This window comes from Streptomyces curacoi (assembly GCF_001513975.1).
GTDB lineage: Bacteria > Actinomycetota > Actinomycetes > Streptomycetales > Streptomycetaceae > Streptomyces > Streptomyces curacoi.
The window spans coordinates 544746-561178 of the sequence record NZ_KQ947986.1; the positions used below are offsets into that span (position 1 = coordinate 544746).

Here is a 16433-nt window from a genome sequence, read left to right on the forward strand (position 1 = left end):
CGCTCTCAGGCGTTCGTCACGGGCATCCGGTGCCGGCCGCGCAGCGGGCACCGGGCGGACGAGGACACGAGGATCACCTCGTACCGGCAGAGGGAGACGACGGCAGCGGTACGGTCACGCACGGCCCGGCTCCCCTCGTTCGTCACGACGACGCGCCGCCGTGTGGTGGGCGGCGCGTGATGGTGTGGTGAGTGTAGGGAAGCGGGCGAGGTGGAAGCACGGGATTTTCCCGCCGGTGTCGAAGCACGCAATTTCCCCGGCGGTGAGGGTCGTTCCACCGTGGGCCGGCTCGCCGGCCGACTCTGCCCACAAAACAGATCATGCGGACCGAGCGAGCTCGATCCGCATGACTGGAAATGATCTGTGTCCGAGGGGGGACTTGAACCCCCACGCCCGATAAAGGGCACTAGCACCTCAAGCTAGCGCGTCTGCCATTCCGCCACCCGGACTAGGTGTCTGCCGCCTTACCGGGAGTGTCCCCGCGGCGACATGGACAACAATACCAAGGTTTCGGAGTGCCCTTCACCTGCATATCCGTCCTCCGGACACGCGCCGTGAGCCGAACGGCGAGGCGAGGACCGGGGGATCACCGCGGGTGCTTCCCTCGTCACGGACGGGTGAGGTCAGCCGGTGGCGCCCGCACCGCACGGTCGCCGCCGGGATCCGGTCACGGCATGAGGTGGTAGTCCGGGAAGTTCCCGGGCAGCCGCTCCCCCGCCGGCCCCTGCGTCACCGCGCGCACCAGCAGCTCGCCGCCGACGAACGCCCCGCGCCAGGACGCGCCGAAGCCGCCGAACAGCTCGTCGCGGTCGCCTCGGGAGCGCGGCTTGCCGTGGCCGACCTTGAACGCACGGATCTGCGGGGCCAGGCGGTGGTACGTCGCCCGGTCGTCCGTGGCCAGCGTGGCGACCAGCGCGCCGTTGGAGGCGTTCATCGCCGCCAGCAGCTCCGCCTCCGTGTCGACCAGGACGATCGTGTCGACCGGGCCGAACGGCTCCGCGTGATGGAGCGGGGAGGACGTGGGCGGGTTCAGCAGCGTGACCGGCTGGACGTACGCCGAGGTGTCCTGGCCCGGCAGGAAGCGGGCGTCGCACGGCTTGCCCCGGTGCAGCGGGACGGCGCCGCGGTCGATCGCCTCGGCCACCTGGTCCTGCAGTTCCTTGGCCTTGGCCGCGTTGATCACCGGACCGAAGTCCAGCTGCGGGTAGGGGTCGCCCCGCTGCTCGACCGCCAGGGGGTGGCCGACCTTCAGTGTCCGCACCGCTGGGAGGTACGCCGCCAGGAACTCGTCGAACAGCTCACGCTGGACGACGAAGCGCGGGTACGCCGTGCAGCGCTGTTTGCCGTAGTCGAAGAGCTTGGGGACGACCGCCTTGAGCGCGTCCCAGTCCGTGTAGTTCCAGATGCCCCAGGTGTTGAGTCCTTCCTGTTCGAGTATGTGCCGTTTGCCGAGGTCGGCGACGGCCGTGGCCACCGCGGCCCCGGTGTCGCGGCCGCCCACGAAGGAGACGCAGCCGATCTCGGGCGCCCGCACCAGCGCCTGGGACAGCTCGCCTCCGCTGCCGCTGACGAGGGTGACGGGAATCCCCTCGCGGGCGGCGAGTACGCAGGCCAGGGTCAGACAGGCGACACCGCCGTCGGTCGGGGTCTTGGCGATGACCGCGTTGCCTGCGAGTGCCTGTACCAACACTGCGTGAACGAGCACGCTCATCGGGTAGTTCCAGCTCGCGATGTTGGACACCGGGCCGTCCAGCGGGGCCCGGCCGGCGACCATCGGCTCGATGCCGTCGACGTACCAGCGCACGCCGTCGATGGCCCGGTCGACGTCCGCCTGGGCGAGCCGCCAGGGCTTGCCGATCTCCCAGACGAGCAGGAGCGCCAGCAGTTCGCGGTGCTCGGTGAGGGCGTCGAGGGTGGCCGCGACACGGGCCCGGCGTTCCTCCAGCGGGACGTGCCGCCATGCGCGGTGCTGGTCGAGCGAGGCGCGCACGGCCTGGTGGGCGGTGGCCCGGTCCAGGCGGGGCGGGCCGGCTATCGGGCTGCCGTCGACGGGGCTGGTGGCGGGCAGCGCCCGGCCGTCCGCCTGCCAGGCGGAGTTCCAGAGGTTGAGGACACGGTCGTCCCGGAACGCCTCCGGGGCGACCGTGAGGCAGCGCTGCCAGGCTTCGCGCCAGGAGGTGCCTGATTTGAGGGTGAGGGTGATGGCCATCGGGGTCTCCGCTCTCGGTGCACAGTCGAGAGGAAAGGGGCCCACGGGGCCCCTCCTTGGAAGGGTGGTGCTGGGAGACGGGCGGGCGGTCATGTGTGGCTGCGGCGGACGCTAGCGACGCGCGGCAACTGCCGTAAGTGACCCGGCGCCAACTATGAGTGACGTCACGCCCCGGCCTCCAGGCGCTCCAGCACCAGGCGCGCGGTCTCGGTGGGCGTACTGCCCACCCTTACCCCAACGGCCTCCAGCGCCTCCTTCTTCGCCGCCGCCGTCCCGGAGGAACCGGACACGATCGCACCCGCGTGCCCCATCGTCCTGCCCTCGGGAGCGGTGAACCCGGCGATGTAGCCGACGACCGGCTTGGTGACGTGGTCGCGGATGTATGCGGCCGCCCGCTCCTCCGCGTCGCCGCCGATCTCGCCGATGAGCACGATCAGCTCGGTGTCGGGGTCGTCCTGGAAGGCGCCCAGGCAGTCGATGTGGGTCGTCCCGACGACGGGGTCGCCGCCGATGCCGACGCAGGTCGAGAAGCCGATGTCGCGGAGCTCGTACATGAGCTGGTAGGTGAGCGTGCCGGACTTGGAGACCAGGCCGATCCGGCCGGGCTTGGTGATGTCGGGCGGGATGATGCCCGCGTTGGACTGACCGGGGGTGATCAGACCGGGACAGTTGGGGCCGATGATGCGGGTGCCCTTGGCCTTCGCGTACATGGTGAAGGCGACGGAGTCGTGGACGGGGATGCCCTCCGTGATCACGACGGCGAGTCCGATGCCGGCGTCGGCGGCCTCGACGACGGCCGCCTTGGCGAAGGCGGGTGGCACGAAGACGACGGTCACATCGGCGCCGGTCGCCCGCATGCCGTCGGCGACCGATCCGAAGACGGGGACGGCGCGGTCGTCGAAGTCGATGGTGCGGCCGGCCTTGCGCGGGTTGACGCCGCCGACGATGTTCGTGTCGGCGGCGAGCATGCGCCGGGTGTGCTTCATGCCCTCGCCGCCGGTCATGCCCTGGACGAGGACCTTGCTCTCCTTGGTGAGGTAGATGGCCATGTCGTCATGTCTCCTCAGGCTGTGGCGGCGAGTCGGGCGGCCCGGAGGGCGGCGCCGTCCATGGTGGTGACCTGCTCGACCAGGGGGTGAGCGCGTCCGTCGAGGATGGCGCGACCGCGGGCGGCGTTGTTGCCGTCGAGGCGTACGACGAGCGGCTTGGTCAACCGCACGCTGTCCAGGGCCCGCACGATGCCGTCGGCGACCGCGTCGCATGCGGTGATGCCGCCGAAGACGTTGACGAAGACCGACTTCACGGCCGGGTCGGAGAGGATGACGGCGAGTCCGTCGGCCATGACCTGGGCCGACGCGCCGCCGCCGATGTCGAGGAAGTTGGCGGGCCGGGCGCCGCAGCCCGCGACGACGTCGAGGGTCGACATGACGAGACCGGCGCCGTTGCCGATGATGCCGACCTCGCCGTCGAGCTTGACGTAGTTGAGGCCCTTGGCTGCGGCCGCCGCCTCCAGCTCGTCGTCGTGCTCCGCGCCCTCGGCCCCCCAACGGGCCTGCCTGAAGCGGGCGTTGTCGTCGAGGGTGACCTTGCCGTCGAGAGCGAGGATCTGTCCCTGCCGGGTGCGGACCAGCGGGTTCACCTCGACGAGGAGGGCGTCCTCGCGGACCAGGACCTCCCAGAGCCGTACGAGGACGTCGACGGTCTGCGGCGGCAGTCCGGCCGCCTGGGCGATCTCGCCCGCCTTCGCGGAGGTGACGCCCTCGGCGGGGTCGACGGGGATGCGGGCCACCGCCTCGGGCCGGCCGGCGGCCACCTCCTCGATCTCCATGCCGCCCTCCGCGGAGGCGATCGCGAGGAAGCGCCCCGCGGCACGGTCGAGCACATAGGACACGTAGAACTCGGTGTCGATGTCCACGGGTTGGGCCAGCATCACCTTGCCGACTGTGTGGCCCTTGATGTCCATGCCGAGGATCTGCCGTGCCGTGAGCTCGGCGGCGGCCGGATCCGCGGCGAGCCTGACCCCGCCCGCCTTGCCGCGGCCACCGGTCTTCACCTGCGCCTTGACCACGACACGGCCGCCGAGCCGGCGTGCGATCTCACGGGCTTCCTTGGATGAGTCCGTCACCTCTGCCCGCGGCACCAAGATGCCGTGTTCTTCGAAGAGTTCCCTTGCCTGGTGTTCGTACAGGTCCATTCCGGCTCCTGACTCAAAAGTGCCGCACGCCCCCTGGACACCACCCACCGGATGCGGGATAACAAGGTTCATACAGTATTCGTCGACTGTATGCAATGTACTGCCGACGGCCGACGACATACCGCTGAGTGCGTTCCCCACCCCTACGAAGGGACAGGACTTCGCCATGCCCGACGACACCCAGGACGTGATTTCCGGTGGTCATCTCGTAGCCAAGGCGCTGAAGGCCGAGGGGGTCGACCGCATCTACACGCTGTGCGGCGGCCACATCATCGACATCTACGACGGCTGCGTCGACGAGGGCATCGAGGTCGTCGACGTCCGCCATGAGCAGGTCGCCGCCCACGCCGCCGACGGTTACGCCCGGATCACCGGCAAGCCCGGCTGCGCGGTCGTCACCGCGGGTCCCGGCACCACCGACGCCGTCACCGGTGTCGCCAACGCCTTCCGCGCCGAGTCCCCGATGCTGCTCATCGGCGGCCAGGGCGCCCTCACCCAGCACAAGATGGGGTCCCTGCAGGACCTGCCGCACGTCGACATGATGACGCCGATCACCAAGTTCGCGGCGGCCGTGCCGGAGACGGCGCGCGCGGCGGACATGGTGTCGATGGCGTTCCGCGAGTGCTACCACGGCGCCCCCGGTCCCTCCTTCCTGGAGATCCCGCGCGACGTCCTCGATGCCAAGGTGCCGGTGAGCAAGGCGCGCGTGCCGAAGGCCGGCGCCTACCGTGCCTCCACCCGCTCCGCCGGCGATCCCGAGGCGATCGAGAAGCTCGCCGACCTGCTGGTCCACGCCGAGAAGCCGGCCATCCTGCTGGGCAGCCAGGTGTGGACGACGCGCGGCACCGAGGCGGCCATCGAGCTCGTCCGCACCCTGAACCTGCCCGCGTACATGAACGGCGCCGGCCGCGGCACGCTCCCGCCCGGCGACCCGCACCACTTCCAGCTGTCGCGGCGCTACGCCTTCTCCAACGCCGACGTCATCGTCATCGTCGGTACGCCCTTCGACTTCCGCATGGGCTACGGCAAGCGGCTGTCGCCGGACGCGACCGTCGTGCAGATCGACCTCGACTACCGGACCGTCGGCAAGAACCGCGACATCGACCTCGGGATCGTGGGGGACGCCGGGCTGGTGCTGAAGTCGGTCACCGAGGCCGCCTCCGGGCGCGTCAACGGCGGTGCGTCCAAGCGCAAGGAGTGGCTCGACGAACTGCGCGCCGCCGAGCAGACCGCCCTGGAGAAGCGGCTGCCGAGCCTGAAGTCGGACGCCTCACCGATCCACCCGTACCGGCTGGTCAGCGAGATCAACGACTTCCTCACCGAGGACTCGATCTACATCGGCGACGGCGGCGACATCGTCACCTTCTCCGGGCAGGTCGTGCAGCCCAAGTCGCCGGGGCACTGGATGGACCCGGGCCCCCTCGGCACGCTCGGCGTCGGCGTCCCCTTCGTCCTCGCGGCCAAGCAGGCGCGGCCCGACAAGGAGGTCGTCGCGCTCTTCGGCGACGGCGCGTTCTCCCTCACCGGCTGGGACTTCGAGACTCTCGTCCGTTACAACCTCCCCTTCGTCGGCATCGTCGGCAACAACTCCTCGATGAACCAGATCCGCTACGGCCAGGCCGCCAAGTACGGCAAGGAACGCGAGCGGGTCGGCAACACGCTCGGCGACGTCCACTACGACAAGTTCGCGCAGATGCTGGGCGGCTACGGCGAGGAGGTCCGCGACCCCGCCGACATCGGCCCCGCCCTGCGGCGCGCCCGCGAGTCAGGGAAGCCCTCGCTGATCAACGTCTGGGTCGACCCCGACGCGTACGCCCCCGGAACCATGAACCAGACCATGTACAAGTGAGGTGGCCGCCATGACCGGCACGACGGGTACTCCGTCCAAGGCTCTCGAAGGCATCCGCGTCCTGGACATGACCCACGTCCAGTCCGGGCCCTCCGCGACCCAGCTGCTCGCCTGGCTCGGCGCAGACGTCATCAAGCTGGAGGCGCCGACCGGTGACATCACGCGCAAGCAGCTGCGCGACCTCCCGGACGTCGACTCCCTCTACTTCACGATGCTCAACTGCAACAAGCGGAGCATCACCCTGAACACCAAGACCGAGCGCGGCAAGGAGCTCCTCACCGAGCTGATCCGGCGCTCCGACGTCATGGTCGAGAACTTCGGACCGGGCGCGGTCGACCGCATGGGCTTCACCTGGGACCGCATCCAGGAGATCAATCCACGTATCGTCTATGCCTCCATCAAGGGGTTCGGCGAGGGCCCGTACACCAACTTCAAGGCGTACGAGGTCGTCGCACAGGCCATGGGCGGGTCGATGTCGACCACCGGCTTCGAGGACGGGCCGCCGCTGGCGACGGGAGCCCAGATCGGGGACTCGGGTACGGGTGTGCACGCCGTCGCGGGGATTCTCGCGGCGCTGTTCCAGCGCGAGAACACCGGGCGTGGGCAGCGGGTCAACGTGGCCATGCAGCACGCTGTACTCAACCTGTGCCGGGTGAAGCTGCGGGACCAGCAGCGCCTGGCACACGGGCCGCTTGCTGAATATCCGAACGAGGACTTCGGCACGGAAGTTCCCCGCTCGGGAAACGCGTCCGGCGGCGGCCAGCCCGGCTGGGCGGTCAAGTGCGCGCCGGGCGGCCCGAACGACTACGTGTACGTCATCGTGCAGCCCGTCGGCTGGAAGCCGATCAGCGAGCTCATCGGCCGGCCCGAACTCGCCGACGACCCCGAGTGGGCGGCGCCGGAGGCGCGGCTGCCCAAGCTCAACAAGATGTTCCAGCTGATCGAGGAGTGGTCGTCGACCCTGCCCAAGTGGGAGGTGCTGGAGCGGCTCAACGCCCACAACATCCCGTGCGGGCCGATCCTGTCCACCAGGGAGATCATCGAGGACTCCTCGCTGGTCGCCAACGAGATGGTCGTCACCGTGCCGCACCCCGAGCGGGGCGAGTTCGTGACCGTGGGCAGCCCGCTGAAGCTCTCCGACTCCCCCGTCGAGGTGACCAGTTCACCGCTGCTGGGCGAGCACAACGAAGAGGTCTACATCGGCGAGCTCGGCCTCGGCGACGAGGAGCTGCGCCTGCTCAAGTCGAACGGAGTGATCTGACGTGATGGCCGAAGACCGCGTCCTGCGGGTGCGCACGCTTCTCGACTCCGTACGGGCCGAGGGACGCACCGCGCTGACCGCGCCCGAGGGCAAGGTGATCGCCGACGCGTACGGGATCGCCGTACCGGGCGAGGAGCTGGCGACCGACGTCGACGAGGCGGTGGCGTACGCGGCGCGCTTCGGCGGGCCCGTGGTGATGAAGATCGTCTCGCCCGACATCCTGCACAAGACCGACGCCGGCGGAGTGATCGTGGGCGTCGAGGGCGCGGCCGACGTACGGACCGCGTTCCACAAGATCATCGACAACGCGCGTTCGTACGACGCGGATGCCCGCATCGAGGGCGTGCAGGTCCAGGAGCTGCTCCCGCGGGGGCAGGAGGTCATCGTCGGCGCGGTGACCGATCCGACGTTCGGGAAGGTCGTCGCCTTCGGGCTCGGCGGGGTGCTCGTCGAGGTCCTCAAGGACGTCACCTTCCGGCTCGCGCCCATGGACGCCGACGAGGCGCTGTCCATGCTGGACTCGATCCGGTCGGCGGAGATCCTGCACGGGGTGCGCGGCGGGGCGGCCGTGGACCGGTGGGCGATCGCCGAGCAGATCCGCCGGGTGTCGCAGCTCGTCGCGGACTTCCCCGAGATCGCCGAGGTGGATCTCAACCCCGTGATCGCCACCGCGGAGGGGGCGGTGGCGGCCGACATCCGGGTGATCCTCTCCGAGGCGCCGGTGAAGCCGCGCCGCCGCTATACGCGCGACGAGATCCTCACCTCCATGCGCCGGCTGATGCAGCCGTCGTCGGTCGCCGTGATCGGGGCCTCCAACGAGCAGGGCAAGATCGGCAACTCGGTGATGCGCAACCTCATCGACGGCGGTTTCGCCGGGGACATCCATCCGGTGAACCCCAAGGCCGATGACATTCTGGGCCGCAAGGCGTACAAGAGTGTCACGGACGTTCCCGGTGAGGTGGATGTGGCGGTCTTCGCTATCCCCGCCAAGTTCGTGGCCTCGGCCCTGGAGGAGGTGGGACGCAAGAGGATCCCGAACGCCGTGCTGATCCCCTCCGGGTTCGCGGAGACCGGTGAGCACGCGCTCCAGGCGGAGATCGTGGCGATCGCCGAGCGGTACGGCGTCCGGCTGCTCGGGCCGAACATCTACGGCTACTACTCGACGTGGCAGGACCTGTGCGCCACGTTCTGCACGCCGTACGACGTCAAGGGCGGGGTGGCGCTGACCTCGCAGTCCGGCGGCATCGGGATGGCCATCCTGGGCTTCGCGCGGACCACGAAGACGGGTGTGTCGGCGATCGTCGGGCTGGGCAACAAGTCGGACCTGGACGAGGACGACCTGCTGACCTGGTTCGGTGAGGACCCGCACACCGAGTGCATCGCGATGCACCTGGAGGACCTCAAGGACGGGCGTGCCTTCGTCGAGGCCGCGCGGGCGACCGTACCGAAGAAGCCGGTGGTGGTCCTCAAGGCGGGGCGTACGGCGGCGGGCGCGAAGGCCGCCGGCTCGCACACCGGAGCCCTCGCCGGGGACGACGCCGTCTACGACGACATCCTGAAGCAGGCAGGTGTCATCCGGGCGCCCGGACTGAACGAAATGCTGGAGTACGCGCGCGCGTTGCCGGTGCTTCCCGCCCCCAAGGGCGACAACGTCGTGATCATCACCGGGGCCGGCGGCAGCGGCGTGCTGCTGTCGGACGCGGTGACCGACAACGGCCTGTCCTTGATGGACATCCCGCCGGACCTGGACGAGGCGTTCCGGAAGTTCATCCCGCCGTTCGGGGCGGCGGGCAACCCCGTGGACATCACCGGTGGCGAGCCGCCGTCTACGTACGAGGCGACGATCCGGCTCGGTCTGGAGGACCCGCGCATCCACGCGCTGGTCCTCGGCTACTGGCACACCATCGTCACTCCCCCCATGGCCTTCGCGGAGCTCACCGCGCGCGTGGTGGACGAGTTCCGTGAACGCGGCGTGGAGAAGCCCGTCGTGGCGTCGCTCGCGGGTGACGTCGAGGTCGAGGAGGCCTGCCAGTACCTGTACGAGCGGGGGGTCGTGGCCTACCCGTACACGACCGAGAAGCCGGTGGCCGTGCTCGGTGCGAAGTACCGCTGGGCCCGGGCGGCGGGGCTGTTGGGGGGCGGTTCATGAGGTGAGCGAGCGCGGGTCGGCCGACGGTGCGCGTCGGCCGGCGCCGGGGCCCGTGCGCACACGAAAGGCATTGGACAGGGGGCGCTGGCCAGAACTTTCGACGCAAGGGGTGCAAGCACCGTGACAACCACCGACGTTCCACAGGTCGCCGCCTATCGCGAGGTGACCGACAAGAACGGACGCGTCTATCGCATCGGCGAGTCCGACATCGACATCATGGGCCGCAAGCGCAAGTGGATGGTGATCCTGCCCTGGATCGGCATGATGGGCATCTCCTCCGCCGAGTACGCGTTCGCGTCCGCCGAGGACACCCTCCACACGGCGCATCACTGGAACAGCATGCACATCTTCTGGATGATGACCGTGTGGGTCTTCTTCCAGGCCTCGGTGGCCTTCCCCGCGGGCAAACTGCGTGAGAGCGGAAAACTGCCGGCCCGCTGGGCGATGATGCTCGGCGCGACGGGCACCTTGCTGGGTTATCTGTCGCTGGCCTTCGCGCCGCACGTCGTCTTCGCCTACATCGGCTTCAGCATGTTCAGCGGTATGGGCGCGGGCATGGTGTACGCCACCTGCGTCAACATGGTGGGCAAGTGGTATCCGGAGCGCAAGGGCGGCAAGACCGGCTTCGTCAACGGCGGTTTCGCCTACGGCTCGGTGCCCTTCGTCTTCCTCTTCAACGGCTACATGGACCTGACCAACTTCCGCTGGGTGCTGGTCTCGGTGGGTGTCTTCCTGGCCGGAGTGGTCGCGTTCTCCGGCTACTTCTTCAAGGACCCGCCGAAGAACTGGTGGCCCGCCGCGGTCGACCCGCTCAACCCGCCGAAGGACCCTCGCGCGGCCCGCTCGCTCAGGATGAACCCGCCGGCGGTCCGCCAGTACTCCCCCAAGGAGGCGTGGAAGACCGGCCGGGTGGCTCTGATGTGGTTCTGTCTGGCGTGCACGTCCGGCGTGAACATCTTCGGTATCGCCTTCCAGGTGGACATCGGCGAGGAGGCCGGGTTCGCGGGCGGGATCGTCGCCACGGCCATGTCCCTGAAGGCGATCGTCAACGGTACCGGCCGCGGTGTCATCGGCTGGCTCTCCGACCTCTACGGCCGCAAACGGTGCCTGCTCGTCGTGTGCGTCATCCTGGGTCTCTCCCAGTACGGCATCCTCTGGTCGGCGGAGGCCCAGAACCTTCCGCTGTTCCTGATCTTCTCCTCGGTCTCCGGCTTCGGCGGCGGCGCCATCTTCCCGATGTTCGCGGCGCTCACCGCCGACTACTTCGGTGAGAACAACAACGCGTCCAACTACGGCATGGTCTACAGCGCCAAGCTCGTCTCCGGACTCGGCGCGGGCATGGGTGCCGTGGTCGTCGGTGCCTGGGGGCACTCCGGTGCCTTCATCCTGGCCGGCTCCATCTCGCTCTTCGCCGGCTGCGTGGCACTGTTCCTCAGCCCGCCGGGACGCGACAAGGAAGGGCGCCGCATCGTTCCCAACCCACGACCGCTCGGCGAGGACACGGCCTGACATGACGGCAGATCCGTACGCAGCAAGCAGTTCGTCCGACCACTCCGACGCCGCACACCGTCCCTACCGCGAAGTGACCGACACCCGAGGCCGCGTCTACCGCGTCGGTGAGAGCGACCGCGACATCCTCGGCCACTCCCGCAAGCTCATGGTGTATCTCCCGTGGATCGCCATGATGGCCATCAGCGTCTTCGAATACGCGTACGGCTCCGCGGAGGACACCCTGTCCCACGCGCACGGCTGGACGCAGTCCAACACCTTCTGGATCCTCAGCGTCTGGGTGTTCTTCCAGGCCGGCATCGCCTTCCCGGCGGGCTGGCTGCGCGAGAAGGGCATCCTGACGGCCCGCAAGGCCATGTACGCCGGCTCCGGTCTGTGTCTCCTGGGGTTCCTGGCCCTGTCCCACCTGAGCAACGTCTGGCTGGCGATCCTCGGCTTCGGCGTGATCGGCGGCATCGGGGCCGGCCTCGTCTACGCGACCTGCATCAACATGGTCGGCAAGTGGTTCCCCGAGCGGCGCGGCGCACGGACCGGGTTCGTCAACGGGGGGTTCGCGTACGGGTCACTGCCGTTCATCTTCATCTTCAACTACGGGTTCGACACCGCGAACTACCACCGGGTGCTGGACCTCATCGGCTGCTACATCATGATCGTCGTCTTCGGATGCGCGTTCTTCTTCAAGGACCCGCCGAAGAACTGGTGGCCCGCGGACATCGACCCGCTGACCTGCTCGGGCGATCAAAAGAACGCGGCGAGTCCGGCCAAGAACCCTCCGGCGGTGAAGCAGTACACCCCGAAGGAGGCGATTCGGACCGGCATGCTGCCCCTGATGTGGCTGTCCGTCGTACTGACCGCCGGTGTGTCGATCTTCGGGATCTCCTTCCAGGTCGACTACGCCAAGGAGGTGGGCTTCGGCCCGCTGGTCGCGGCGTCGTCCATGGGCCTCATGGCCGTCATCAACGGCATCGGCCGCGGAGTCGTGGGCTGGCTGTCCGACCGGTGGGGCCGCAAGTCGACCCTGGTGTTCGTCATCGTCGTGCTGGGCCTCGCCCAGTTCGGCGTCATCTGGGCCGGAGACCTCAGGAGCGAATGGCTGTTTTTGTTCTTCGCGTTCCTCTCCGGCTTCGGCGGCGGCGCGTTCTACCCGCTGTTCGCGGCGCTCACCCCGGACTACTTCGGGGAGAACTACAACGCCACCAACTACGGGCTGGTCTACAGCGGCAAGCTGATCAGCGGCCTGTTCGGCGGCGGCCTGGGCTCCATGGTGGTCGCGGCCTGGGGCTACCACGGTGCGTACGCGCTGGCCGGCGGCGTGTCGATGGTGGCGGCGGCGATCGCGTTGCTGCTGCGACAGCCGGGGCGGACACCGACCCGGCTGGGCGAGCCGCAGCCCGCGGGGTGACGGCACCGCACATATGAGGAGGCCCTCCCCGGCGCGGGGAGGGCATCTCATGCCGGTAGCCGTCAGCACTTCTCCCGCAGCGAGTGCAGGTGCTCGCTCGAACGGCGGGCGAACGTGAGGGACTCGGTCGGATTGTCGTGCTCCGCCTGCCAGTGGTGGGCGAATCGATGACCGCGCAGCCTGGTCACGGCGGAGATGAACCGCTGGTAGTCGATGTCGCCGTCACCGACGTCGACCATGCGGTAGCCGTACTGGTTGGCCGGGTCGCTCACGCCGTCCTTGACATGGAAGAGCGGATAGCGGTGGGGCTGCTTCAGCACGTAGTCCAGGGGTTCGAAGGGGGCGGGTGAGCCGTCGGGCCGCTTCGAGAAGCGGAACTGGCCCGAGTACGCCCAGTAGATGTCCATCTCCAGATGGACGAGGTCGGGGTCGGTCTCGGCGAGCAGCACGTCGTAGAGGCGGACCTTCGGATTGTCGGTGGCGAAGGAGAACTCCTCGGAGTGGTTGTGCTGGTAGAACTTCATGCCGCGCGCCTTCGCCGCCGCTCCGTAGGTGTTGAACTCCTCGGCGGCACGCTTCCAGGCGTCGACGGTGGAGCCGTAGCGGAACGGGCCGGAGGCGGTTCCTATGTGCTTCAGGCCGAGGGCCTCGGCGTCGTCGAGGACCTTGGTGAGGTTCTGGGCGAAGGTGTAGGCGCCCGGGTCGTTGGAGTAGTAGCCGACGTGGCTGCCGATCGGGTTCAGGCCGTGGTCGCGGGCCAGCCGCTTGAGCTGGGCGAGGGTGATCGGGCCGGCCGAGCCCTGGGTGTATCCGGCGAACTCGACCTCGTCGTAGCCGTACTTCTCCAGTTCGGCGAAGACGGGGGCGAAGCCGAGCGTGGAGACCTTGTCACGCAGGCTGTACAGCTGGATGCCGAGTCGGCCGGGCGGCAGGACGGGACGGCCGCGGCCGGTGGTGCCGGAGGCCGTGCCGGTGGCGGCCGCGGTGCCGGGCGCAGCGGTCGCCGGGGCCGCTGCGGCGCCCAGCAACGCGGCGGCCGTGGCGCCCGCCGCCACGCCGAGCATGCCTCGTCTGGTGAGGCGGTGGGCGAGTTCGGGATCCGTCTGGGAAAAGCGGCTCATGCCTGGAACTCCTCTGGGTCAAAGGCCGTTGTCAGTGGTGAGTGCTTCACTTGTGACCAGTCGGAAGAGACGGGTCGGTGGGACCGGCGAGCTGATGCGCGCCGGTCGTGGCCGGTCAGCCGAGACCGGCGAGTCGGAGCAGCAGTGACTTCACGTCGGTGGCCGCGACACGGTCGCCGACAGCGCGGGGGGTGGAGCAGATGAGGAGCGGACCTTCGTCGTCGCTCGCGGGAAGGCGGCCGTGGCTGCCGCGAATAGGTGACGGATCCAGAGGCACGACCGCCATGCGGTAACGCATGCCGAGTTTCTTGCGCGCCAACGCGGTCGCCGCCTTGACCTTGACGTAGGGGTCGAGGGGATCCATGAAGAGCTCGACCGGGTCGTAGCCGGGTTTGCGGTGGATCTCGACGAGTCGCGCGAAGTCGGGCGCGCGGGCGTCGTCGAGCCAGTAGTAGTACGTGAACCAGGCGTCCGGTTCCGCGACGGCGACGAGTTCGCCCGAGCGCGGATGGTCGAGGTGATGGGCCTTCTTGCCCTCGTCGTCCAGGAGTTGCTCGACGCCGGGCAGTCCGTCGAGCGTGGCCCGGGTCGCGTCGAGGTCTTCCGGGCGGCGTACGTAGACGTGGGCGATCTGGTGATCGGCGACGGCGAAGGCGCGTGACGCCATCGGGTCGAGGTACTCCATGCCGTCCTGGGTGTGCACCTCCAGCAGACCTGCCCGCCGCAGGGCGCGGTTGATGTCGACGGGGCGGTGCACACGGGTGATGCCGTACTCGGACAGCGCGACGACGGTACGGCCCTCGGCGCGCGCGTCGTCCAGGAGCGGGGCCATGGCGGCGTCCAGGTCCGCGGCGGCTTTCAGTGAGCGTGGGTCGTCGGGGCCGAACCGCTGCAGGTCGTAGTCGAGATGAGGGAGGTAGCAGAGGGTCAGGTCGGGGTGGTGGGTGCGGATGATGTGGCGGGTGGCGTCGATGATCCAGCGGCTGGAGACGAGGTCCGCGCCGGGGCCCCAGAAGTGGAAGAGGGGGAAGGTGCCGAATTTCTCGGTGAGTTCGTCGTGCAGGGCAGGCGGCCGGGTGTAGCAGTCCGGTTCCTTGCGGCCGTCGGCGTAGTAGATCGGGCGGGGGGTGACGGTGATGTCGGTGTCGGCGCCCATGGCGTACCACCAGCAGATATTGGCAACGGTGTAGCCGGGGTGGGCGCGGCGGGCGGCGTCCCAGAGCTTGTCGCCGGCGACGAGTCCGTTGTGCTGGCGCCACAGGAGTACGTCGCCGAGGTCGCGGAAGTACCAGCCGTTGCCGACGATGCCGTGCTCCGACGGGTGGGTGCCGGTGAGGAAGGTGGACTGGGCGGCGCAGGTGACGGCGGGCAGGACGGTGCCGAGGGGCGCGTGGGAGCCGGACCGGGCGAGTGTCTTGAGGTGGGGCATGTGGTCGAGGAGACGGGGGGTGAGGCCGACGACGTCGAGGACGAGGAGAGGGGTGGGACGGCGCATGGTGGCGGCGTCCGCGGTGGCGTCCGGTCGGGGTGCCGGGCGGGTGGCCGGTGCTGCCGGGTCCGGTCGCTCGGTCATGGCAGCTCCTTCAGGCCGAGGTCCGTCAACAGGTCGCGGGCGAGGGCGAGTTCGGCGGCAATGCCGTCGGCGAGCTGGCTGCGGGCGCGGGGCCGCAGTTCGGCCGGGAGGGTCTGCCAGGTGTACGTCTCCACCTCAAGGTGCCGGGTCAGCGGGTGCGGGCCGCCGACGAGGCGGGTCAGTGCGGCCTTGAGGACGGGGAGTGTGGAGGTGAGGGGCGCGGCGGGAGCCGCGTGGAGCGGGACATGGAAGTGGGCGCGCCACGGGGAGGCGTCGGGCAGGGCGTCACCGTTGAGGGCTTGGCCGAGGTCGTCGGTGCCGCGCAGGCCGGCGGCGGTGGCGGTGCGGGTCTGGTGCAGGAAGCGGGGTTCGTCGAAGGCGGCGAGGGCCTCGCGGACCTTGGGGAGGTGGGGGTGTTCGGCGTGCAGGGCGGCTGAGAGCTGGGACTTCACGACGGGGACGCGGGCTGCGGTGAGCGCGTCCAGGGCGGTGTGCGGGTCTTCGAAGGAGGTGGCGAGGTGGCAGGTGTCGACGCAGATGCCGATGCGGTCGTGGCCGATCGCGGTGAGTGGGGCGATGGCGTCGCGGGTGGTCTCGACGATGCAGCCGGGTTCGGGTTCGAGGCCGATGCGGATGTCGCGGCCGGTCAACTCCCGCAGGGCGTCGAGGCGTTCGGCGAGGGTGAGCAGGGCGGTGCGGGCCGTCTCGGCGCGGTCGTCGTCGTAGGCGGTGCGCCAGGCGAGGGGCAGGGTGGAGATGCTGCCCTCGGTGACGTCGTCGGGGAGGAGACCGGCGAGGACGCGGGCCAGGGCGGTGGTGTGGTCGAGGCGTTCGGGGTCGGCCCAGTCCGGCTTGTAGACGCGGTACTTGACCTCTTCCGCACCGAAGCCCTCGTACGGGAAGCCGTTGAGGGTGACGACCTCCAGGCCGCGCCGGTCGAGTTCGGTGCGCAGGCCACGCAGGGCGGACGGGTCCGAGACGAGGGCGTGCGCGGCGTCCTTGGCGAGCCACAGGCCGATGCCGAGGCGGTCGCGGCCGAGCCGTCGGCGCACGGGTTCGCAGTGGTCGCGGAGTTGGGCGAGGACGCCGTCGAGGGTCTCGGCCGGGTGGACGTTGGTGCAGTAGGCGAGGTGGACGGTGGAGCCGTCGGGGTGGCGGAAGCGCAT

Annotated in this window: 11 protein-coding genes and 1 tRNA gene; 5 read left to right on the forward strand and 7 right to left on the reverse strand. The window is 69.5% G+C overall.

Annotated features, from left to right (window positions below; all coding sequences use genetic code 11):
- Positions 1–364: 364 nt before the first annotated feature.
- The 4 genes from AQI70_RS12115 to sucC all read right to left on the reverse strand — a co-directional run bounded on the left by AQI70_RS12115 (position 365) and on the right by sucC (position 4403).
- Positions 365–449: transfer RNA gene (locus AQI70_RS12115), tRNA-Leu, on the reverse strand.
- 218 nt (positions 450–667) lie between these two features.
- Positions 668–2209, reverse strand: coding sequence for an aldehyde dehydrogenase family protein (locus AQI70_RS12120; RefSeq protein WP_062147469.1), 1542 nt, complete (start codon positions 2207–2209; stop codon positions 668–670).
- Positions 2210–2373: 164 nt separating this feature from the next.
- Positions 2374–3258 carry a succinate--CoA ligase subunit alpha gene (gene sucD / locus AQI70_RS12125; RefSeq protein WP_062147472.1) on the reverse strand — a complete coding sequence of 295 codons (885 nt, stop codon included), beginning with the start codon at positions 3256–3258 and terminating at the stop codon, positions 2374–2376.
- A 14-nt stretch (positions 3259–3272) separates the two neighbouring features.
- The gene (gene sucC / locus AQI70_RS12130; RefSeq protein ID WP_062147475.1) at positions 3273–4403 is read right to left on the reverse strand and encodes an ADP-forming succinate--CoA ligase subunit beta; all 1131 of its coding nucleotides are present in this window, start codon (positions 4401–4403) and stop codon (positions 3273–3275) included.
- A gap of 166 nt (positions 4404–4569) precedes the next feature.
- On the opposite strand from sucC, the gene AQI70_RS12135 reads away from it, so the two are divergent.
- The 5 genes from AQI70_RS12135 (at position 4570) to AQI70_RS12155 (ending at position 12573) form a co-directional block, all read left to right on the forward strand.
- On the forward strand, positions 4570–6252 hold the full coding sequence (locus AQI70_RS12135) for a thiamine pyrophosphate-binding protein (protein ID WP_062147478.1): 1683 nt from the start codon (positions 4570–4572) through the stop codon (positions 6250–6252).
- Between the two features lie 10 nt (positions 6253–6262).
- Positions 6263–7513 (forward strand): formyl-CoA transferase, encoded by a 1251-nt coding sequence (gene frc / locus AQI70_RS12140; protein WP_062148315.1) that lies wholly within the window; start codon positions 6263–6265, stop codon positions 7511–7513.
- A 4-nt stretch (positions 7514–7517) separates the two neighbouring features.
- The gene (locus tag AQI70_RS12145; RefSeq protein ID WP_062148318.1) at positions 7518–9662 is read left to right on the forward strand and encodes an acetate--CoA ligase family protein; all 2145 of its coding nucleotides are present in this window, start codon (positions 7518–7520) and stop codon (positions 9660–9662) included.
- Between the two features lie 120 nt (positions 9663–9782).
- Positions 9783–11171 (forward strand): OFA family MFS transporter, encoded by a 1389-nt coding sequence (locus tag AQI70_RS12150; RefSeq protein ID WP_062147481.1) that lies wholly within the window; start codon positions 9783–9785, stop codon positions 11169–11171.
- A gap of 1 nt (position 11172) precedes the next feature.
- A complete protein-coding gene (locus AQI70_RS12155) occupies positions 11173–12573 on the forward strand; it encodes an OFA family MFS transporter (protein WP_062147483.1) in 1401 nt (466 codons plus the stop codon).
- A 62-nt stretch (positions 12574–12635) separates the two neighbouring features.
- Here the strand turns inward: AQI70_RS12155 and AQI70_RS12160 are convergent, their stop codons facing one another.
- The 3 genes from AQI70_RS12160 to eboE form a co-directional block, all read right to left on the reverse strand.
- Positions 12636–13694: a sugar phosphate isomerase/epimerase family protein gene (locus AQI70_RS12160; RefSeq protein ID WP_062147486.1), complete on the reverse strand. Its 1059-nt coding sequence runs from the start codon at positions 13692–13694 to the stop codon at positions 12636–12638.
- A gap of 115 nt (positions 13695–13809) precedes the next feature.
- On the reverse strand, positions 13810–15189 hold the full coding sequence (locus tag AQI70_RS12165) for an alkaline phosphatase family protein (RefSeq protein ID WP_062148321.1): 1380 nt from the start codon (positions 15187–15189) through the stop codon (positions 13810–13812).
- A gap of 74 nt (positions 15190–15263) precedes the next feature.
- Positions 15264–16433, reverse strand: a complete 1170-nt coding sequence (gene eboE, locus AQI70_RS12170) for a metabolite traffic protein EboE (RefSeq protein ID WP_062147489.1) — start codon at positions 16431–16433, stop codon at positions 15264–15266.

Coding starts and splice junctions, on each gene's coding strand:
- AQI70_RS12120 (WP_062147469.1), bottom strand. CDS start 2,209: ATGGCCATCACCCTCACCCTCAAATCAGGCACCTCCTGGCGCGAAGCC.
- sucD (WP_062147472.1), bottom strand. CDS start 3,258: ATGGCCATCTACCTCACCAAGGAGAGCAAGGTCCTCGTCCAGGGCATG.
- sucC (WP_062147475.1), bottom strand. CDS start 4,403: ATGGACCTGTACGAACACCAGGCAAGGGAACTCTTCGAAGAACACGGC.
- AQI70_RS12135 (WP_062147478.1), top strand. CDS start 4,570: ATGCCCGACGACACCCAGGACGTGATTTCCGGTGGTCATCTCGTAGCC.
- frc (WP_062148315.1), top strand. CDS start 6,263: ATGACCGGCACGACGGGTACTCCGTCCAAGGCTCTCGAAGGCATCCGC.
- AQI70_RS12145 (WP_062148318.1), top strand. CDS start 7,518: ATGGCCGAAGACCGCGTCCTGCGGGTGCGCACGCTTCTCGACTCCGTA.
- AQI70_RS12155 (WP_062147483.1), top strand. CDS start 11,173: ATGACGGCAGATCCGTACGCAGCAAGCAGTTCGTCCGACCACTCCGAC.
- AQI70_RS12160 (WP_062147486.1), bottom strand. CDS start 13,694: ATGAGCCGCTTTTCCCAGACGGATCCCGAACTCGCCCACCGCCTCACC.
- AQI70_RS12165 (WP_062148321.1), bottom strand. CDS start 15,189: ATGCGCCGTCCCACCCCTCTCCTCGTCCTCGACGTCGTCGGCCTCACC.
- eboE (WP_062147489.1), bottom strand. CDS start 16,433: ATGCGCTTCCGCCACCCCGACGGCTCCACCGTCCACCTCGCCTACTGC.